The organism is Nitrospirillum guaranorum, from assembly GCF_034653275.1.
In the GTDB taxonomy this organism is placed as follows: Bacteria; Pseudomonadota; Alphaproteobacteria; order Azospirillales; family Azospirillaceae; genus Nitrospirillum.
In genome coordinates this window covers 1,514,037-1,533,061 of the sequence record NZ_JAYEES010000003.1, presented here as the reverse complement: position 1 = coordinate 1,533,061, position 19,025 = coordinate 1,514,037, and the positions used below count along the sequence as shown (strand labels likewise).

Sequence of the window (19,025 nt, the reverse complement as noted above, 5' to 3'; positions counted from 1 at the left end):
CTCCGAGGTAGCCCTTGTTGAATGCAACACCCGGCTATCTGGCAAAATGCGTGACGCAAATGACACACTTTACGGTGTGTAGGAAATTTTTGCCCACCACCCCCTATTTCATTCCCTGAACGTTCCCAGAATCCTGGCAAACGCGGAGTCGACACTATAGACTCCCCTGTGATTTTTCGGTGACCGCCGGCCCGGGAGCGGACCTTGGAAAACCTGTTGCAGACCCTGCGTAATCTGGGGCCGGTGCGGATGGGCGCCATCGGTGGCGTCGCGCTGCTGATCCTGGCCCTGTTCGGCTTCCTGTTGTTCAACGGCTCCTCGCCCAACATGGCCCTGCTGTACAGCGACCTGTCGCCCAGCGACGGCGGCGCCATCGTGCAGCAGCTGGACCAGATGCAGCCCAAGGTGCCCTACCAGGTCAGCCCGGACAGCACCCGCATCGAAGTGCCGGCCGACCAGGTGGGCCGCATCCGCATGCTGATGGCCCAGCAGGGCCTGCCCACCGGCGGCAACGTCGGCTATGAGATCTTCAACCAGGCGGAAAGCCTGGGCACCACCAGCTTCATGCAGTCCGTCCAGCAGCTGCGCGCCCTGGAGGGAGAGCTGTCGCGCACGGTGAACACCCTGGCCCCGGTGCAGCAGTCGCGCATCCACCTGGTGCTGCCCAAGCGCGAGCTGTTCAGCCGTGAGACGCAGAAGGCCACGGCCAGCGTCGTCCTGCGCCTGCGCCCCGGCCAGCAGATGAAGAAGGAACAGGTCGCCAGCATCCAGCACCTGATCGCCGCGTCGGTCCCGGGACTGCAGCCCGACATGGTGTCGGTGGTGGACGACAAGGGCAACCTGCTGGCCCGGGGCATGGGTTCCGACAGCAAGGAAGCCATGATGGCGACGGCGGAAGAGAAGCGTCTCGCCTATCAGCAGCGCCTGACCGACAAGGTCGAGGAGATCGTGGGCCGCACGGTGGGCATGGGCAAGGTGCGCGCCGAGGTGACGGTCGACATGGATTTCGACCACATCACGACGAACAGCGAAATCTTCGACCCCGACAGCCAGGTCGTGCGCTCCACCGAGACCAACAACGAGAACTCGGAAGACGTCAACAAGGAAGGCCAGGACCCGGTGACGGTGGCGAACAACCTGCCCTCCGCCAACGCCGAGAACACCACCAACGGCTCCTCCAGCTCCAAGACCACCAAGACCAACGAGCGCATCAATTACGAGATCAGCAAGACCGTGAAGGTCCATGAGCGCGAGGCCGGCCAGGTGCGCCGGCTGTCCGTCGCCGTGCTGGTCGACGGCAATTACGCGCCGGACGAGAAGGGTGTGGCCCAGTACCAGCCGCGCTCCGACGACGAGCTGCAGAAGCTGGCGGCGCTGGTGCGCTCCTCCATCGGTTATGACGGGTCGCGCGGGGACACGGTGGACGTGGTCAGCATGAAGTTCGCCACTCCCGAAGGTGAGCTGGAGGCCAAGGAAGAAACCCTGTTTGGCCTGCCCAAGCAGGACGTGTTCCGCATCGCGGAAACCATCGTGCTGGCCATCGTCGCCATCCTGGTCATCCTGCTGGTCATCCGGCCGCTGGTGGCCCGCGCCCTGGACCGCACGCCGCAGCTGGATGAGGAGCCCGACCTGCTGTCCGACCAGAGCGGTGTGCCGCAGCTGGCCGGCCCCGGCGGCGGCGCCCTGGCCCGCGAGCTGGCGCTGGAGGCGGCCCAGGCCAACGAGGAATTGGAACAGATGATCGACATCAACCGCGTCGACGGCCGCGTACGCGCGTCCTCGCTGCGCAAGGTGGGCGAGATCGTCGAAAAGCACCCGGAAGAGGCCGTGTCCATCATCCGGAACTGGCTGTACCAGGAAAATTGAGCGCGGACGTAGCCGATGACCAACATCCGCAGATTCCTGTTCGACAATTCCTTCGATCCCGAAGGCCGCCGCGTCGAAGTGCCGGAGGAGCAGCTGCCGCCGGAGCCGCCCCCGCCGCCGGAACCGCCAGCCCCGCCGCCACCGCCGCCGGAACCCACCTTCAGCCTGGCCGACCTGCAGCAGCAGGTGCGCATGGCGCGCGAGGCCGCCTATGCCCAAGGCCATGCCGAGGGCATGCAGGCGGGCGCCGACCAGTCGGCCCTGGCGCTGGCCAACGTGCTGGCCCAGCTGCAGGGCAGCGTCGGGCAGTTGATCCAGGCGGAGGCGCATGGCCGGGCGTTGCGCGCCCAGAACACGACCCGCATGGCGCTGGCCATCGTGCGCAAGCTGTTCCCGGCCATGGTCAAGCGCCACGGCCTGGTGGAGGTGGAAGCGTCGGTCAACGCCTTCCTGGCGGAGCTGTCGGACGAACCGCGCCTGCTGGTGCGCGTGCATGAGAACTGGCTGGCCCCCATCAAGGAGAAGATCGAGGACATGGCGGCGCGCCAGGGCTTCGCCGGCTCCGTCGCCGTGGTGGCCGACCCCCGCGCCGGGGAACTGGACTGCAAGGCCGACTGGGGCGACGGCGGCGCCGAGCGCGACGTGGCCGCCCTGTGGGCGGAGATCGACCGCATCGCCGGCAACCTCGGCCGCCCGCTGGAGGATGGCCGCGAAGCGGCGGAATGAGCGTATGGGCCCTGATGGGCCAGCATGTTATGGGATGCGTGACCGGGCCCGGCCCCGGCGGTGAGAAACGAGGGAAGCGATGAGCCTGGACGATTTCGACGGCCAAGCAGGCATGGACGCCGATGGCGCCCCTATCGTGAAGGACCTGGAGGCCGTCTATGACATCCCGGTCCAGATTTCCGCCGTGCTGGGCAAGTGCACCATGCAGGTGAGCCAGCTGCTGAAGCTGGGCCGTGGCGCGGTGGTGGAGCTGGACCGCAAGGTGGGCGAGGCCATCGACATCTACGTCAACAACCGCCTGGTGGCGCGCGGCGAGGTGGTGGTGGTGGAAGACCGCCTGGGCGTGACCATGACGGAAATCATCAAGTCCGAACGCACCTGATCCGTAGTCGAGAAACGTAGTCGAGAAAAGAGAGACCGTTGAACAGCCGCCCCCCTTCCCCGACCTTGCGCGCCGCCGGCACCGCCGCCGGACGGGTGGCCGCGGCCGCGCCGGCGCCGGAGGCGGCGAACGAGGCCAAGGGGCCGGCCCATCCGGCGGGGGCCCAGGCGCCAGCGTCCGCCCCCCTGCCGGAACCGGTGCGGGTGCGCCATGGGCTGGACCTGACGACGGTGCTGGGGCTGGCGGCGGGGTTCGCGCTGGTGTTCTCGGCCCTGGCCTTCGGCGGGCACGCGCGGGCCTTCATCAACGTGCCCTCGCTCATGATCGTGGTGGGCGGCACCATCGCCGTCACCATCGTCTCCTTCGCGCGGGAGGATTCTGGCGGCCTGCCGCCGCCAGCTGGCCCGCGCCCTGATGCGGCCGGTGGCCGACATCGCCGACGTCTCCGGCTATGTCCTGCAGATGGCGGAGGCGGCGCGGCGCAACGGCCCGCTGACCCTGCAGCCGCTGATGAAGGACAAGGGGGTGGAGCCCCTGCAGGCCCGGGCCATCGAGCTGGTGGTCGACGGCATCGCGGCGGAGGATGTGGAGCGCATCCTGCGTACGGAAATCGAGGCTCAGCAGGCCCGGTCCCGGCATGGCGCCGCGGTGCTGCGCCGCGCCTCGGAAGTGGCGCCAGCCATGGGCCTGATCGGCACCCTGGTGGGCCTGGTGCAGATGCTGGGCAACCTGCAGGACCCGTCAGCCATCGGCCCGGCCATGGCCATATCCTTGCTGACGACCTTCTACGGCGCGCTGGTGGGCAACATGGCCCTGGCGCCGCTGGCCGGAAAGCTGGAACGCAACACCGACGCCCAGGCCATCGTGGACACGCTGTTCATGCTGGGCGCCATCTCCATCGCCCGGCAGGAGAATCCGCGCCGGCTGGAGATGATGATGAACACGGTTCTGCCGCCGGAGCTGCGGCTGAACCATTACGATTGATGGTTGGACGACGGACGCGCCCCCGGTGGGACGTCCCGGTTTGAAAGGGTTTTGAGCGATGCGGTTGCTGATCGTAGGGACGCTGGAAGGCTACATCACGGCGGCGGGCAAGATCGCGCTCCAGAAGGGCGCGAAGGTCGCCCACACCGACAGCATCGGCGGCGCCCTCAACGCCCTGCGCGGCGGCCAGGGCGCCGATCTGGTGATGATCGACGTCAAGCTGGACGTCGGCATGCTGATCGAGGCGCTGAAGACCGAGCGCATCACCGTGCCGGTGGTGGCCTGCGGTGTCGCGACCGACGCGCAAGCGGCGGTGAAGGCCATCCGCGCCGGCGCCAAGGAATACATCCCCCTGCCCCCGGACGCGCAGCTGATCGCCGCCGTGCTGGAGGCGGTGGCGGAGGAAAGCCACGCCATCGTCAGCCGGGACCCCTCGATGGGTGGCGTGCTGCGGCTGGCCGACCAGATCGCCCCCAGCGACGCCAGCGTGCTGATCACCGGCGAGTCCGGCACCGGCAAGGAGCTGATGGCCCGCTACATCCATCGCAAGAGCCGCCGGGCCAACGCCGTGTTCGTCTCCGTCAACTGCGCCGCCATTCCGGAAAACCTGCTGGAATCGGAACTGTTCGGCCATGAGAAGGGCGCCTTCACCGGCGCCGTGGCGCGCCGCGTGGGCAAGTTCGAGGAGGCCAACGGCGGCACCCTGCTGCTGGACGAAATCTCGGAGATGGACATCCGGCTGCAGGCCAAGCTGCTGCGCGCCATCCAGGAACGGGAGATCGACCGGGTGGGCGGGACCCAGCCGGTGAAGGTGGACATCCGTGTGCTGGCCACCAGCAACCGCCTCCTGGAGGAAGAGGTGCGGGCCGGCCGCTTCCGCGAGGACTTGTTCTTCCGCTTGAACGTGGTGAATCTGGTCCTGCCGCCCCTGCGCGAACGCCCGGCCGATATCGCCATCCTGTCCCAGCACTTCGCCACCAAATATTCCGAGGCCAACGGCCTGCCGGAACGCACGGTGAGCCCGGAGGCGCTGGCCATGCTGCAGGCCCACCGCTTCCGCGGCAACGTGCGTGAGCTGGAGAACACCATGCACCGCGCCGTGCTGCTGTCGCGCGGGACGGAAATCGGCACCGACGCCATCCTGCTGACCGGCGCGGAACCGGCGCCGGCGGCGCAAGGCTACAGCGCGGTGGCCCCGGTGGCCGCCCGCGCCACCGCCGCCGTCCAGCCCCCGGCCGCCGCCGCTGGCGAGCCCGGCGCCTCCGGCACCGCCGGTCTGGTGGGCCGTAGCGTGGCGGATGTGGAGCGCGACCTGATCATCGACACGCTCAGCCACTGCCTGGGCAACCGGACGCACGCCGCCAACATCCTGGGCATCTCCATCCGCACCCTGCGCAATAAGCTGAAGCAGTACGGCGACGAGGGCGTCGCCGTGCCGCCGCCGGCGGGTGGCGAGCTGGACCGGGCGGCGATGTAAGGCGAGGGAACGGACACCTGACGGGCACCGGAAAGAGAGACCATGGCTGACCAGACCGCGGCCTCCGGCGGCAACATGCTGCAGTCCCTGTTCGGCAACGCGCGGACCGCCGGTCCCGCGCTGCTGAAGCGGACGGAGATTCTGTTCGCGCTGGGCATCGTGACCATCCTGGTCATGCTGGTCATCCCGCTGCCGACCTTCCTGCTGGACTTCGGCTTGGCCGTGTCCTTCACCTTCTCCGTCCTGATCCTGATGACGGTGCTCAGCATCCAGAAGCCGCTGGAAATGAGCTCCTTCCCCACCATCCTGCTGGTGTCCACCATGTTGCGCCTGGCGCTGAACATGGCGTCCACCCGCCTGATCCTGGGCCATGGGCATGAGGGAACCCAGGCCGCCGGCCACGTCATCCAGGCGTTCGGCGGCTTCATCATGGGCGGCAACTTCATCATCGGCGTGACGGTGTTCGCCATCCTGGTGATGGTGAACTTCACCGTCATCACCAAGGGTTCCGGCCGTATCGCCGAAGTGGCGGCCCGCTTCACCCTGGACGGCATGCCCGGCAAGCAGATGGCCATCGACGCCGACCTGTCGGCCGGCCTGATCGACGAGGGCGAGGCCAAGAAGCGCCGCCGCGAGCTGGAGGAGGAAAGCCAGTTCTTCGGCGCCATGGACGGTGCGTCCAAGTTCGTGCGCGGCGACGCCGTGGCCGGCATGGTCATCACTTTCATCAACGTCGTCGTCGGCATGATCATCGGCGTCGGCCAGAAGAACATGTCGTTCCTGAAGGCGGGCGCCACCTACACCCAGCTGACCATCGGCGACGGCCTGGTCAGCCAGATCCCGGCGCTGATCGTCTCGCTGGCCGCCGGCCTGATGGTGTCGAAGTCGGGTCAGTCAGGCTCCGCTGACAAGGCGCTGTTCGGGCAGTTGAGCTTCTACCCCTCGGCCATGGGCCTCAGCGCCTTCCTGCTGTGCGCCCTGGCCCTGCTGCCGGGCCTGCCCTTCCTGCCCTTCATCTCGCTGGCCGTCGCCCTGTTCGCCGGCGCCTACTACCTGCCCCGCCTGCGGAAAGCGCGGACGGACCAGATGGCGGGGGGCGAAGCCATGGCCGGCGGCCCCGGCGGCGCGCCCGGCCCCGGCGGCGCCCCCATGCCGGCGCCGGAGGAGCCCATCTCCTCCGCCCTGGCCATCGACCTCATCCGCCTGGAACTGGGCTATGGACTGCTGTCGCTGATCAACACCGACGCCGGCCACCGCCTGACCGACCAGATCAAGGGCCTGCGCCGCCAGCTGGCCAGCGAGATCGGCATCATCATGCCGGCCGTGCGCATCCAGGACAATTTGCAGCTGCCGCCCAACAGCTACGTCATCCGCATCAAGGAGATCGAGGCCGGCCGCGGCGACGTCCGCCCCAACATGCTGCTGTGCATGGACCCGCGCGGCGAGCCCATCCAGCTGCCGGGCGAGGTGACGACGGAGCCCACCTTCGGCCTGCCCGCCATGTGGATCGAACCGGCCTATCGTGAGGAGGCCCTGTTCAAGGGCTTCACCGTGGTGGACCCGCCCACCGTGCTGACCACCCACCTGACCGAGGTGGTGCGCGACAACATGGCGGACCTGCTGTCCTACGCCGAGACCCAGAAGCTGCTGGACGAGCTGAACAAGGAACAGCAGAAGCTGGTGGCCGACGTCATCCCCGGCCAGATCGGCGTGGGCGCGCTGCAGCGCGTGCTGCAGAGCCTGCTGGCCGAGCGCATCTCCATCCGCGACCTGCCAGCCATTCTGGAAGGCGTGTCGGAGGCGACGGGCTACACCCGCAACATCACCCAGATCACCGAGCACGTGCGCGCACGCCTGTCGCGCCAAATCTCCGACAGCCACACCAACGACCAAGGCTACATCCCCCTCATCACCCTGTCGCCGGAGTGGGAACAGGCCTTCGCCGAGTCCGTCGTCGGCGAGGGGGATGAGCGCAACTTGGCCATGGCGCCGTCGCGCCTGCAGCAGTTCATCACCGCCGTCCGCCAGACCTACGACCGCCACGCCATGATGGGTGAATCGCCGGTGCTGCTGACTAGCCCGGGCATCCGGCCCTTCGTCCGCTCCATCATCGAGCGGTTCCGGCCGGCCACCGCCGTAATGTCGCAGAACGAAATCCACCCCAAGGCCAAGATCAAGACCCTGGGCCAGGTGTGACGGGGATGCAAATCGCGCCGCCAGCACCAGGATTTGGGCATCATGTCCCAGGCCGGTCTCGGGTAAAGGGCGCCGGGCGGACAAAACTGGCTAACGCAAAATTAAGCATACGCGGTGTAAAAGGCACGGCGCGCGGGAAGCGGTGCGTCCACGCCCTTATCGCTGATGCAACGGTACCGATAAAATGCCATCCTTGGGACCTTGACGTATTTGTCCTTTTGACGGCAGACAGGCCTGGTTAACGCGAACACACGCGCGCATTGACCTGGCACAGTGCCGCCGACAGGGCGAACCGCCAGGAGGTCCGGATCGGGAAGCATCCGGTGGGGTTGAGATCAGGAGATGCCGGGATGGCGGGCGCAGCCGTCGCGGCGCCGGTGCAGGGTCCCCTCGGGGGTGGGCCCCTGTGGGGAGGTGGAGTGGATATGGCCCCTAGGGCAGGACAATCATGCGGCTGAAGTCCTTTCATGCCCCAACCATGGGTGAGGCGATGCGCCTTGTCCGGGAGGTGCTGGGGGATGACGCCATCATCGTCGCCACGCGCGAGGAAGAGGGCGTCGGCGTCCGGGTGACGGCGGCGGTGGAGGAGTCCATCCCCGTTCCGGGCATGCCCGCCATCAACGACCGCTACCACAACCCACTGGCCCCCGACCCCGCCGACCAGGTGACGGACATCCTGTTCCGCCACGGGCTGCCGGCCGACCTGAACCAGCGGCTGATGGACAGCATCGCCGATTTCGACGCCAAGGACGCCCAGACCCTGCTGGCCGCCGCCCTGGAGTCCGTCTTCACCTTCCAGCCCCTGCCCGAGGGCCGCTTTCCGAAGCCCCTGATGCTAGTGGGCCCGCCGGGGGCCGGCAAGACGCTGACCGTGGCCAAGCTGTGCGCCCGCGCCGCCCTGAAGGGCCGGCCGGTGGGCGTCATCTCCACCGACACGGTGCGCGCCGGCGGCATCGACCAGCTGGCGGCCTTCACCCGCGTGCTGAAGCTGCGGCTGATGACGGTGGAGGATCCGCTGGCCCTGGCCGACGCCCTGGATGTGCAGCGGGGGGCGGAGCAGGTGCTGGTCGACAGCGCCGGCCGCAACCCCTACAGCCAGGCCGACCTGAACGACCTGCGCGATTTCCTGGTGGCCGCCGACATCGAGCCGGTGCTGGTGCTGCCCGCCGGCATGGATCCGGTGGAGGCGTCGGAGATGGCCCGCGCCTTCCGCGCCCTGGGCGCCCGCCGCCTTCTGACCACCCGCCTGGATATGGCCCGACGCCTGGGCAGCATGCTGACCGCGGCGCATGAGGCCGGTCTGGCCCTGTGCGACGCCAGCACCAGCCCGCGCGCGGCGGAAGGCCTGACGCCCCTTTCACCCACATCGCTCGCCCGCCTGATGATGCCCGGCTCTGAAACCAGCGAACGCCGCGCCAAGCAAACGGGGACCCACGCATGAACGACCTTCTCTCCCCAACCGGCGCGCCGGCGGCCCTCGCCACCGCCGACAACGTCATGCCCCTGCGGCGCCAGAACATCCTGGCCGTGGCCAGCGGCAAGGGCGGCGTGGGCAAGACCTTCTTCTCCGTCACCCTGGCGCACGCCCTGGCGCGCAGCGGCAAGCGCATCCTGCTGTTCGACGGCGACCTGGGCCTGGCCAACGTGGACATCCAGCTGGGCCTGATGCCCAAGCGCGACCTGGGCCAGGTGATCGACGGCATGGTGACCCTGCAGGGGGCGGCCCAGCGCTTCCCCGAGGGCGGGTTCGACATCATCGCCGGCCGCAGCGGTTCCGGCAGCCTGGCCAACCTGCCCCCCGCGCGGCTGACCCAGCTGCGCACGGAACTGGCGGACGTGGCCAAGAGCTATGACTGGGTGGTCATCGACCTGGGCGCCGGCGTGGACCGCATGGTGCGCACCTTCTCCGGCCCCGCCGGCACCACGCTGGTGGTGACCACGGACGAGCCCACCTCCATCACCGACGCCTACGCCTTCCTGAAGCTCAGCTACCAGGCCAACCCCATGGCCGACCTGCGCGTGGTCATCAACATGGCCGACAGCAAGGCGCTGGGCGAGAAGACCTATGAGAAACTGCTGACCGTCTGCCAGCGGTACCTGAAGATGTCGCCCAAGCTGGGCGGCATCGTACGGCGCGACGCCAAGGTGCGCGAGGCCATCCGCAACCAGTCGCCCCTGTTCATGCGCTTCCCCACCTCCGATGCCGCCCATGACATCGAGATGGTGGCCAACCGCCTGAACCAGGGGGGCTGATCCGGCGTGGCCCCCAGCTGGACGGCGCTGATCGGGCGGAGGACACCCCCTGGCGGGTGGAGCCTTCGGCCATGAGCGGCGTCCAGACCCCGTCCATCATCACCCAGACGGCCGGCACCGGCGCCGGTGCCGCGCCCACCGTGCTGGGGCAGGTGACGGTGACCCAGCTGCCGGACAAGCTGACCGGCATCGCCCGCGCCCTGGCCGTCAGCGGCATGGTGACGGAGCAGCAGGGCGACCAGGCCACGGTGCGCACCGCCGCCGGCGACGTGCAGGTCCGCACCGACGCCCCCCTGCCCACCGACCGTCCCGTCACCCTGCAAATCCCGGCGCAAACCACGGGGGCCGCCCTGACCGCCACCGTGGTGGCCCAGGCGGCCACGCAAGGCGCGGCCCAGGCCGGTGGCCTGGCCGCTAGCAGCGGCCAGGCCACCGCCGCTCAAGCGCAGGCGCAGCCCCCCGTCCAGCTCCCCAACCCCGCCGCCGGCCTGCCGGCCTTGCAGGTGGGCAGCACGCTGGCCGCCGTCCTGCTGAATCCAGCCCCGGCCACGACGAGCACGCCCGCGCCCAGCACCGCGCCACCCGCGTCCGACATCAACCAGGGCCAAGGGCTGGGCCTGATCGTCGGCGCCCAGGGCGATGCCGGCGACCAGCCCGACCTGACGGACGACTCCCCCCGGCAGTCACCGAACCAGCCGGCGGCCAGCCTCCCCTCCACCGCCACCCCGGCGCCCAGCGGTGGCGCCCCCGCACCTCAGGCGGGCGCCGCCACGCCGGACACCGGTGCCGGGACAGCCCCTAATGCCGGCACGGCCAGCAGCCAGCCCGCGTCGACCGCGCCATCCGGCACCACGGTGACCGCTGGCGGACAGGCGAACCCAGCCCCCACAGGCACGCCGGTTCCGCCCTCGGCCACCGCCACCCTGGCGAACCTGCTGTTCGCGCAGACATCGCCCGGGGGGAGCGGCGGCAATCCGCCGTCCTTGGCCGACCTGCTGCCCGGCATCGTGCCGCCGACCACGCTCCAGGTACCGGCGCCTAGTGGCCAGCAGTCGCCGCCCGCGCCGTCAGCGAACCCGCCCCCCGGCCAGCCCGCCACGCCACCGCCGGTGGTGGCCCCCGCGACCGCCGCGCCCAGCGGCGCCCCGGCGGGGGCTGCGGCCACCATCGACACGCCCCCTGGCGCGCCGGCGGGCCAACCCGTTCCGCAAGCGTCCAGCCCGCAAGCGCCCGCCTCCCCGGTGCCCGCCCAGCCGGCGGCGGCTCCGCCACTCACCCGCGCCGCCACCCTGCTGGCCTCGTTGGGCGTGCCTGAGTTCCTGCCCGACCTCGGGGCCTCCAAGACGCCCCCGACGCCGCCCGGTGCCGCCACGCCGGCGGCCCAGCCTGGCCTCGCCCCCGGCCTTCAACCGGGCATCGTGCCGCCCGTGGCGGACCCCGGGGCGGACGAGGCGCCGTTCGTCAGCGGCGGCCTGTTCCTGAGCGCGGGGCGGCCCAGCTTCGTACGCACCGGCTTGCCTTCCGGCACCGCCGCCCCCTTCTCCCCCCTCCCCGCCGGCCCAGTCCCTGGGAACGGACCGGCGCAGGGCCAGGCGCCCGCGCCGGCCGCGACATCGGCCCCGTCGCCGCAGACCCCTGTACCATCGCCCATGGCCCCTCCGGCCACCCCCGCCGCGCCCCCTCCCGTCGCCAACCTTCTGGCCCGAACCGCGACGCCCACCGCCGGGCAGGCGCAGGTGCCGCCTGGCCCCCCGGTCTTGACCGTGCCCGCCGGCCAGGCCGGACCATCGGCGGCCATGGGCGGTGGCGTGGCCGCTTCCCCCCTCGGTGTCCCGTCGCAGCCGGCGGGGATGGCGGCGGGCGCCCCCCTGCCCCCCGGCCTCCTGGCATCCCAGACGGCGCTGCCCGGCCTGCCCACCGCAACCGGGGCCGGGGCCGCCGGGGCTTACGCCGCGCCCCCGCAGGCCATCGCCAATCCCGGCCCGGGACAGACGCAGAGCTTCACCGTGCTGTCGGTGCAGCGGCCGGGCATGGCCGTGGAAACCACCCCCGGCGCCGGCCCCGGCACCCTGCCGCCGGAGGATGCGGCGGAGGCGCCGTTGAACCCCGCCCTGGCCCGACCAGGCGTCCTGCCGCCCCTGCCCGGCACGGTGGTGGCGCTGACCCGCACCGGCCAGCCGGTGGTGGAAACGCCCCGGGGCACCTTCCTGTTGCAGGCCCGCGCCGACCTGCCCGTGGGCACCAAGGTGCAGCTGGCCCCCGCGACCGCCGCGGCACCGGAACCGGACGCCGTGCCGCCCCCCATCGATCCGGCGCGGGGCCGCGACTGGCCGGCCCTGCGGGAAGCCTTGGCGGTCATCGCCGCCAGCGACCCGGCCCTGGCGCACCAGTTGATCAACAGCGTGCTGCCCCGCCCGACACCGCAGCTGACCAAGACCCTGGTGGTCTTCCTGGCGGCCCTGCGCGGCGGCGACGCCAGCGGCTGGCTGGGGTCGGAGGCCATGTCGACGCTCAGCAAGGCGGGGCGCGGACGCCTGTCCGCCCGCCTCAGCGATGATTTCAACAGCATCGCCACCCAGGCGGCGGAACCCAACAAGGATGGCTGGCGCACCTTCGCCGTGCCCTTCGGCGATGAGGTGGGGCGCCTGCAGGTCCACGTCCGCGCCATCAACGACGAGGAGGGCGGGGAAGAGGAAGGTGGTGCGCGCGGGGTTCGCAACCGCCCGCTACGCCGCTTCCTGATCGACCTGCACCTGTCGCAGCTGGGGCCCATGCAGCTGGACGGCCTGATCTGGACCGGCCGCTTCGACCTGATGATCCGCACGCGCCAGCTGCTGCCCACCAGCCTGACGCGGGAGCTGCACGGCATTTACAGCAACAGCCTGGCGGCCGTGGGCTACAGCGGCGGGTTGGCCTTCCAGACCGGCGCCCACGGCTGGGTCGATCAAGCCGCTGGCGCCGGCGGCGCCGGCGCGGGGCCCGCCACGCGGATATAGCGCCCCTTGTTTCAACGCCGGTGCGCCCCACCTTGGTTGACGCCCTCGGACGTGAACAAGCGGGACCCGCCCCATGGACAACCAGCCCACCCTCACCCTGAACGACGGCCGCGTCATGCCCCAGCTGGGCCTGGGCGTCTGGCAGACGCCGGACAGCCAGGCCGCCCCCGTAGTGGGAGCAGCCCTGGAGGCGGGGTACCGGCTGGTGGACACCGCCGCCATCTACGGCAATGAGGCCGGCGTGGGCCGGGGCCTGCGCAGCACCGGCATCACCGCCCGCAGCCTGTTCGTGACCACCAAGCTGTGGAACGACAGCCACGGCACCGAGGCGCCGGCGGCGGCGCTGGAGCACAGCCTGTCCCGGCTGGGCCTGCCCGCCGTGGACCTCTATCTCATCCACTGGCCGACCCCCGCCCGCGCGCGCTACGTGGAAACATGGCGGGCGCTGATCGCCCTGCGGGAAACGGGCAAGGCCCGGTCCATCGGCGTCTCCAACTTCACCGCGCCGCAGCTGGCCCAGCTGATCGAGCAGACGGGCGTGGTGCCCGCCGTGAACCAGATCGAACTGCATCCGCAATTCCAGCAGCGTGAGCTGCGCGCTTTCCATGAGGAACACGGCATCGTCACCCAGTCGTGGAGCCCGCTGGGCCAGGGCAAGCTGCTGGACCACCCGGTGCTGGTGGAGATCGCGCGCAAGCATGAACGGACGGCGGCGCAGATCGTCATCCGCTGGCACCTGGACCTGGGCCTGGGCGTCATTCCGAAGTCGGCCACCCCGCACCGCATCCGCGAGAACATCGCCGTCTTCGACTTCCGCCTGGATGAGGCGGACAAGGCCCGTATCGCCGGCCTGGACGACCCGCGCGGCCGCCTGGGCCCCCACCCCGACGACTTCAACTAAGGCTACTGGGCGAAGGGCAGTTCCGGCCCCGCCAGGTAGGCCGACACCGTGTCGGAGATCTTGACCTGCCCCCGGCCGGAGCGGTCCAGGTCCCAGGAATAGGTCTTGCCATCCGTCGTGGTCAGCGTGCCGGTGGCGAAGCACTGGGTCCAGTCCAGCTCCTCCCGCCATGCGTGCTCCGTCACCTCCTTGGCCTTGGCGAACCAGCGGGTGGCGGCCTTGTCGCCCAGGTGGAAGCGGGCGCACGTCTCCTTGGCTTCGTCGCCGTCCGACTTCTCCCGCCAGATGCCGGCTTGGTCGACATGCACGCTCTTGATGACGAAGGAGGTGGGCTTGGCCTGGGCGCCGCCGCCCATCGCCAGCAGCAGGGTCACCAGAAGGGCCGTAAACCTTACCATCGCGCGGACTCCGCCTCGTGCTCGTTCTTGCGGGACACGGCGGGATGGCGGAACACCTCCGTCATCGGCACGCCGAATTTCTCCGTCAGTTCCTTGACCAGCCAGGCCAGGGACGCGTTCTGCTCCGCCGTCACCGTCTCATAGCCCTGATTGGGCGCGGTGCCGGTGGGAGCGCCGACCAGCTCGATGCCGATAAAGTCGTCATTCGATGGATAGCGGTCAGGCACCGCCTTCTGCGTCTCATAGCTGTTGATCTCGGCGTAGGTCATGTGAGCGAATTTCTTCGTCTCCACCGGCGTGCAGCGCTTTTCCAGCACGCAGCGCGGCTTCAGCTTCCCCACATGCCATTGCCGCCAGAAGACGGATCCGGTCTGGTAGACGTCGCCATTCTTGTCGATCAGGAAATGCGCGCCGTTGGCGCCATCCTGCAGATAGCTGTTCAGGGTGGAGGATGCCGTGGGGGCACCCGTCTGGTGGACGATGATGCCGCTGACCGTCGTCATGCGGCCATGCGCCAGGTTAGGCCGCCGCTCCACCCTGATCTTGGGATCCACCGCCCATCCATCCTTATCGAAGGCCAGCACGCCCACCTCCACCGCCGGGAAGTTTCAACCTGGAATGTTGAAGGACATCTTTCACCGCACGGATGTAAAAAACCGCGGCGAGGTTTCAACCTCGAGTGGGCTGGAAAATATCTGGGTATTCCTTTCGACCGAGCGCCTACTCCTCCCCAATCCCGTCCTCATCCCGCTGGCGCAGGTGGCGCTGGGCGGCGACCTCGTCCAGCATCATGGCCTCCTTGCGGGCCAGTTCCGCCTTCTCCTTGCGGATGCGCTCCTCCTCCGCCAGTTCATAGCGCTTCAGCTCCTGGAAGGCCTGGGCCAGGTCCTCCTCCGCCTTGCGGATGGCGACCGCGATCTGGTGGCGGGCGACTTCCAAGGCGTTGCGCCGCAGCTTGATCTGCGGAAGGTAACTGGCGAAGGCCATCGCCATGTCGACGGAGGTGCCGGACAGCTGGCGCTCCATCTCCACCTGCGCCTCGAACTGCTGGCGTTCCAGGGTCAGCCTATCCTCCTGGTCGCGCAATTGCGTCAGGTGGCGGCGCTTGTCGTCCACCTGGTTCTTGTGCAGCCGGATCAGGGCCTTCAGGCTTTTCATGGGCTAGCGCGACCTTGACACGGGCTCAGACGGGCCAGCTGGCGCCGTTCAGGATGGCCTGCAGCTGGGCGTAGCCGGTGGCGAGGTCGCTGCGCTCATGCCGCCCCTGGCGCAGAAAGCCCTCGATATGGGGGTTCAACTCGATGGCGCGGTCCACCTGCGGGTCGCTGCCCCGGCGATAGGCGCCCAGGCGGATCATCTCCTCCATGTCGCTGTAGGAAGACATCAGCCGGCGGGCGGCGATGACCAGCGCGTTCTCCTCATCCGTGTTGCAGTCCGGCATGGTGCGCGAGACGCTGCGCAGGATGTTGATGGCGGGATAGCGCCCGCGCTCGCCGATGCGGCGCTCCATGACGATATGGCCGTCGAGGATGCCGCGCACGGCGTCGGCGATGGGCTCGTTATGGTCGTCGCCATCCACCAGCACGGTGAACAGGCCGGTGATGGTGCCGTCGCCCGCGCCCGGGCCCGCCCGTTCCAGCAGGCGCGGCAGCTCGGCGAACACGGTGGGCGGATAGCCCTTGGTGGTGGGCGGCTCGCCGGCGGACAGGCCGATCTCGCGCTGGGCCATGGCGAAGCGGGTGACGCTGTCCATCATGCACAGCACGTCCAGGCCCTGGTCGCGGAAATGCTCCGCCACCGCGAAGGTCATGTAGGCGGCCTGGCGGCGCATCAGCGGCGGCTCGTCGCTGGTGGCCACCACCACCACGCTGCGGGCCAGGCCTTCCTCCCCCAGGTCGTCCTCGATGAACTCCTGCACCTCGCGGCCGCGCTCGCCGATCAGGCCGATGACGGTGACCGAGGCGGCGGTGTAGCGCGCCAGCATGGACATCAGCACCGACTTGCCCACGCCGGAACCGGCGAAGATGCCCATGCGCTGCCCACGGCAGCAGGACAGGAAGGTGTTGATGGAGCGCACGCCCAGGTCGATCTTCTCCCCCACCCGCTTGCGGGTGCTGGCCTGGGGCGGCGCGGCCTTGATGGGATTGCCCACGGGCCCCAGGGGCAAGGGTCCCTTGCCGTCCAGCGGCTCACCCAGGGCGTTGATCACCCGGCCCAGCCAGGCGGGCGTGGGGTTGATTTCGGGCTGGCCCTCCGACACCTCGGCGCGGCAGCCCAGGCCGATGTCCTCCAGCGTGCCGTAGGGCAGCAGCAGGGCCTTGCCGTTGCGGAAGCCGACCACCTCGCACGGCACGGGCCGCCCCCCGCGCGAGATGACGCGGCACCGCCCGCCGATGGACAGGCGGCGTTCCACACCACCGACCTCCACCAACATGCCCAGCACCGACGTGACCCGCCCGAATATCTTGAAGGGGGCGAGCGCCTCGATCTCGGGGATCAGGAGGTTGGGATCGTACATCATGGCCGGTCTCTCACGCCCTAAATCCGGATTTATCAAGCCGTTACGGCCCCGGATCATCCCAATCTCGCGACGGGTTCCGGAGTGGTGCCCACAACGGGTGGGATAGCTAAAGGATAGCCTTACCCGCGTAGCATAATGCCGCGGCATCTGTTAACCTAGTCGGCAGTTAACTTATCCGCTCCCTTGAGACTACACCCCTTTCAAGGAAGACGCCCATGAGAGTACTGGTCGTAGAAGACGATCCGTCGATGGCCAAGAGCATCCAATTGATGCTCAAATCCGAAGGGTTCATCGTCGACATAACCGATCTTGGCGAAGACGGCCTGGAGATCGGCAAACTGTATGACTACGACATCATCATCCTGGACCTGATGCTGCCCGACATCGACGGGTATGAGGTGCTGCGGCGCCTGCGCTCGGCCCGGGTGACCACGCCCATCCTGATCCTCTCCGGCCTGACGGAGCTGGACGCCAAGCTGAAGGGCCTGGGCTTCGGTGCCGACGATTACCTGACCAAACCGTTCGACAAGCGCGAGCTGCTGGCCCGCATGCAGGCCATCGTCCGCCGCAGCAAGGGCCATTCGGAAAGCGTCATCCGCACCGGCGCGCTGACCGTGAACCTGGATACGCGCTCGGTCGAGGTGGCGGGCCAGCCCCTGCACCTGACCGGCAAGGAATACGGCATCCTGGAGCTGTTGTCCCTGCGCAAGGGCACCACCCTGACCAAGGAGATGTTCCTGAACCATCTCTATGGCGGCATGGATGAGCCGGAGCTGAAGATCATCGACGTCTTCGTCTGCAAGCTGCGCAAAAAGCTGGCGCAGGCGACGGACGGCAGCAACTACATCGAAACCGTCTGGGGCCGCGGCTATGTGCTGCGCGATCCCAATGAGGCCCGCCAGCAAGCGGCGGCCAGCTGACCCTGGCCGCGATGAGAACAAGGCCGCGCCGCTCCAAACGAGTTGCGCGGCCTTTTCTTTCAGGTTTCCTCAGACGCCGGGCGGTCGCGTCCCACGGCATGAGGGCGGACATCATGCCGCTGGGCCATCCCGGCCGCCGAAAGCGCTAAACCGTGGGCAGCTTGTGAAAGCCGGTGGCGCCGGGATCGCTGCCCGGCGTGGCGTCCACCTCGGTCACCCGGGCATGGGTGGGACCCCGATGGCAGCGGCTCACCATGTCCGCCACGGCGGTGGGCGAGCCGGCGAACAGCGCCTCCACCGTGCCGTCGTTCCGATTGCGCACCCACCCGTCCAGGCCCAGTTCCAGCGCCTGCTCCACCGTCCAGTTCCGGTAGAAGACGCCTTGGACCCGGCCGTGCAAGACGACATGGGTGGCGACGCGGTGGGCGGGTTCAGCCATGGCAGGCTCCATCAACGCAGTGGACAGGGCGAAGGAGGCGGGGCGAAGGATCAACGGGGACAAGGATATAGCGCCCGTCACCGGGCGCGCCAACGCCGCGATGGACAAGGCCCGCCGCCCTTCGGCATCATCGCCGGCGACGGCCCGGCGGGCCTGCAACGACGGGTGGAGGAAAGCGATGCGGCGCGCGGTACTGGAATGGGGTCGCTTCATCCTGATCTGGGGCGTCTGCGTCCTGTCCTTCCGGGCCTTCGCCTTCGGCAGCTATTACGTGCCCTCGGAAAGCATGCTGCCCACCCTGGCGGTGGGGGATCATTTCATCGCCGCCAAGTACGCCTACGGCTACAGCCGCCATTCGCCGGACATCACCCTGCCCGAGGGCTTCATCCCCACCGCCGACGGCCGCCTGCTGTCCCACCTGCCGCAGCGGGGCGACATCGTCGTGCTGAAGCCGGAGGGCGCGCCGGAGGCGCTGGTGAAGCGGGTGATCGGCCTGCCGGGCGACACGGTGCAGCTGGCCCACGGCCGGCTGGTGCTGAACGGCCAACTGATCGACCGGCACGAGACCGGCGCCTACGACTACCGCGACGACCACGGCCGAACCGTGCACGTGACCGAATATGTGGAGGACCTGCCGGCCACCGACGGCACCGTCGCCCGCCATGCCGTCCTGCAGCGCAGCGACGAGGGTCCGGCGGACAACACCGGCGTCTACACCGTGCCCGCCGGCCACGTCTTCCTGATGGGCGACAACCGCGACAACAGCCAGGACAGCCGCTTCCCCTATCCCGACCTGGGGTTCGTGCCGTTGGACCGGGTGATCGCCCGCGCACAGTTCACGGCCTACACCAACCATTTCTGCAAGGCCGAGAGCGACCTGACCTGTCCCGGCGGCGACTGGAGCACCCGCTTCGGCCGTAGCTTGAAGCCCTGACGCCCGTATTAGACTAGAAGCCCTACCCCTTT

17 protein-coding genes are annotated in these 19,025 nt (G+C 69.3%); 12 read left to right on the top strand and 5 right to left on the bottom strand.

All coding sequences use genetic code 11. From position 1 onward, the window contains the following. The first annotated feature begins 204 nt into the window (after positions 1–204). The 10 genes from fliF to UAJ10_RS15995 all read left to right on the top strand — a co-directional run bounded on the left by fliF (position 205) and on the right by UAJ10_RS15995 (position 13,781). Positions 205–1,866 carry a flagellar basal-body MS-ring/collar protein FliF gene (fliF, locus tag UAJ10_RS16040; RefSeq protein ID WP_322916232.1) on the top strand — a complete coding sequence of 554 codons (1,662 nt, stop codon included), beginning with the start codon at positions 205–207 and terminating at the stop codon, positions 1,864–1,866. Positions 1,867–1,881: 15 nt separating this feature from the next. Next, complete coding sequence (locus UAJ10_RS16035; protein ID WP_322916231.1) at positions 1,882–2,592, top strand: FliH/SctL family protein; 711 nt, start codon at positions 1,882–1,884, stop codon at positions 2,590–2,592. Between the two features lie 79 nt (positions 2,593–2,671). Continuing rightward, complete coding sequence (gene fliN / locus UAJ10_RS16030) at positions 2,672–2,974, top strand: flagellar motor switch protein FliN (RefSeq protein WP_004273939.1); 303 nt, start codon at positions 2,672–2,674, stop codon at positions 2,972–2,974. A gap of 423 nt (positions 2,975–3,397) precedes the next feature. Then, positions 3,398–3,958, top strand: a complete 561-nt coding sequence (locus tag UAJ10_RS16025) for a motility protein A (protein WP_322916230.1) — start codon at positions 3,398–3,400, stop codon at positions 3,956–3,958. Positions 3,959–4,016: 58 nt separating this feature from the next. Beyond that, a complete protein-coding gene (flbD, locus tag UAJ10_RS16020) occupies positions 4,017–5,435 on the top strand; it encodes a sigma-54-dependent transcriptional regulator FlbD (protein WP_322916229.1) in 1,419 nt (472 codons plus the stop codon). A 42-nt stretch (positions 5,436–5,477) separates the two neighbouring features. Beyond that, positions 5,478–7,631 carry a flagellar biosynthesis protein FlhA gene (flhA, locus tag UAJ10_RS16015; RefSeq protein WP_322916228.1) on the top strand — a complete coding sequence of 718 codons (2,154 nt, stop codon included), beginning with the start codon at positions 5,478–5,480 and terminating at the stop codon, positions 7,629–7,631. Positions 7,632–8,121: 490 nt separating this feature from the next. After that, entirely contained in the window at positions 8,122–9,072 is a 951-nt protein-coding gene (locus tag UAJ10_RS16010; RefSeq protein WP_322916227.1) for a flagellar biosynthesis protein FlhF, read from the top strand. Then, on the top strand, positions 9,069–9,884 hold the full coding sequence (locus tag UAJ10_RS16005; RefSeq protein WP_004274049.1) for a MinD/ParA family protein: 816 nt from the start codon (positions 9,069–9,071) through the stop codon (positions 9,882–9,884). The genes UAJ10_RS16010 and UAJ10_RS16005 overlap by 4 nt, the downstream gene beginning before the upstream one ends. A 71-nt stretch (positions 9,885–9,955) precedes the next feature. Continuing rightward, positions 9,956–12,880 carry a hypothetical protein gene (locus tag UAJ10_RS16000; RefSeq protein WP_322916226.1) on the top strand — a complete coding sequence of 975 codons (2,925 nt, stop codon included), beginning with the start codon at positions 9,956–9,958 and terminating at the stop codon, positions 12,878–12,880. A gap of 73 nt (positions 12,881–12,953) precedes the next feature. Beyond that, positions 12,954–13,781, top strand: a complete 828-nt coding sequence (locus tag UAJ10_RS15995) for an aldo/keto reductase (protein WP_322916225.1) — start codon at positions 12,954–12,956, stop codon at positions 13,779–13,781. 2 nt (positions 13,782–13,783) lie between these two features. On the opposite strand, the gene UAJ10_RS15990 is transcribed toward UAJ10_RS15995, so the two are convergent. From UAJ10_RS15990 to fliI, 4 genes are all read right to left on the bottom strand, one after another. Then, positions 13,784–14,179: a hypothetical protein gene (locus tag UAJ10_RS15990; protein WP_322916224.1), complete on the bottom strand. Its 396-nt coding sequence runs from the start codon at positions 14,177–14,179 to the stop codon at positions 13,784–13,786. Continuing rightward, positions 14,173–14,763: a peptidoglycan recognition protein family protein gene (locus UAJ10_RS15985; protein ID WP_322916223.1), complete on the bottom strand. Its 591-nt coding sequence runs from the start codon at positions 14,761–14,763 to the stop codon at positions 14,173–14,175. The genes UAJ10_RS15990 and UAJ10_RS15985 overlap by 7 nt, the downstream gene beginning before the upstream one ends. A 136-nt stretch (positions 14,764–14,899) precedes the next feature. Continuing rightward, positions 14,900–15,337, bottom strand: coding sequence for a flagellar FliJ family protein (locus tag UAJ10_RS15980; protein WP_322916222.1), 438 nt, complete (start codon positions 15,335–15,337; stop codon positions 14,900–14,902). Between the two features lie 25 nt (positions 15,338–15,362). Continuing rightward, entirely contained in the window at positions 15,363–16,700 is a 1,338-nt protein-coding gene (gene fliI / locus UAJ10_RS15975; protein ID WP_145616059.1) for a flagellar protein export ATPase FliI, read from the bottom strand. Between the two features lie 215 nt (positions 16,701–16,915). Between fliI and ctrA the strand changes: the two genes are divergently transcribed. Then, complete coding sequence (gene ctrA / locus UAJ10_RS15970) at positions 16,916–17,620, top strand: response regulator transcription factor CtrA (protein WP_145616058.1); 705 nt, start codon at positions 16,916–16,918, stop codon at positions 17,618–17,620. 145 nt (positions 17,621–17,765) lie between these two features. On the opposite strand, the gene UAJ10_RS15965 is transcribed toward ctrA, so the two are convergent. Beyond that, on the bottom strand, positions 17,766–18,059 hold the full coding sequence (locus tag UAJ10_RS15965; RefSeq protein ID WP_322916221.1) for an acylphosphatase: 294 nt from the start codon (positions 18,057–18,059) through the stop codon (positions 17,766–17,768). A gap of 178 nt (positions 18,060–18,237) precedes the next feature. On the opposite strand from UAJ10_RS15965, the gene lepB reads away from it, so the two are divergent. Next, entirely contained in the window at positions 18,238–18,993 is a 756-nt protein-coding gene (lepB, locus tag UAJ10_RS15960; protein WP_322916220.1) for a signal peptidase I, read from the top strand. Positions 18,994–19,025: the final 32 nt, after the last annotated feature.

Coding starts and splice junctions, on each gene's coding strand:
- UAJ10_RS16035 (WP_322916231.1), top strand. CDS start 1,882: ATGACCAACATCCGCAGATTCCTGTTCGACAATTCCTTCGATCCCGAA.
- fliN (WP_004273939.1), top strand. CDS start 2,672: ATGAGCCTGGACGATTTCGACGGCCAAGCAGGCATGGACGCCGATGGC.
- flbD (WP_322916229.1), top strand. CDS start 4,017: ATGCGGTTGCTGATCGTAGGGACGCTGGAAGGCTACATCACGGCGGCG.
- flhA (WP_322916228.1), top strand. CDS start 5,478: ATGGCTGACCAGACCGCGGCCTCCGGCGGCAACATGCTGCAGTCCCTG.
- UAJ10_RS16010 (WP_322916227.1), top strand. CDS start 8,122: ATGCGCCTTGTCCGGGAGGTGCTGGGGGATGACGCCATCATCGTCGCC.
- UAJ10_RS16005 (WP_004274049.1), top strand. CDS start 9,069: ATGAACGACCTTCTCTCCCCAACCGGCGCGCCGGCGGCCCTCGCCACC.
- UAJ10_RS16000 (WP_322916226.1), top strand. CDS start 9,956: ATGAGCGGCGTCCAGACCCCGTCCATCATCACCCAGACGGCCGGCACC.
- UAJ10_RS15995 (WP_322916225.1), top strand. CDS start 12,954: ATGGACAACCAGCCCACCCTCACCCTGAACGACGGCCGCGTCATGCCC.
- UAJ10_RS15990 (WP_322916224.1), bottom strand. CDS start 14,179: ATGGTAAGGTTTACGGCCCTTCTGGTGACCCTGCTGCTGGCGATGGGC.
- UAJ10_RS15980 (WP_322916222.1), bottom strand. CDS start 15,337: ATGAAAAGCCTGAAGGCCCTGATCCGGCTGCACAAGAACCAGGTGGAC.
- fliI (WP_145616059.1), bottom strand. CDS start 16,700: ATGATGTACGATCCCAACCTCCTGATCCCCGAGATCGAGGCGCTCGCC.
- ctrA (WP_145616058.1), top strand. CDS start 16,916: ATGAGAGTACTGGTCGTAGAAGACGATCCGTCGATGGCCAAGAGCATC.
- UAJ10_RS15965 (WP_322916221.1), bottom strand. CDS start 18,059: ATGGCTGAACCCGCCCACCGCGTCGCCACCCATGTCGTCTTGCACGGC.
- lepB (WP_322916220.1), top strand. CDS start 18,238: ATGCGGCGCGCGGTACTGGAATGGGGTCGCTTCATCCTGATCTGGGGC.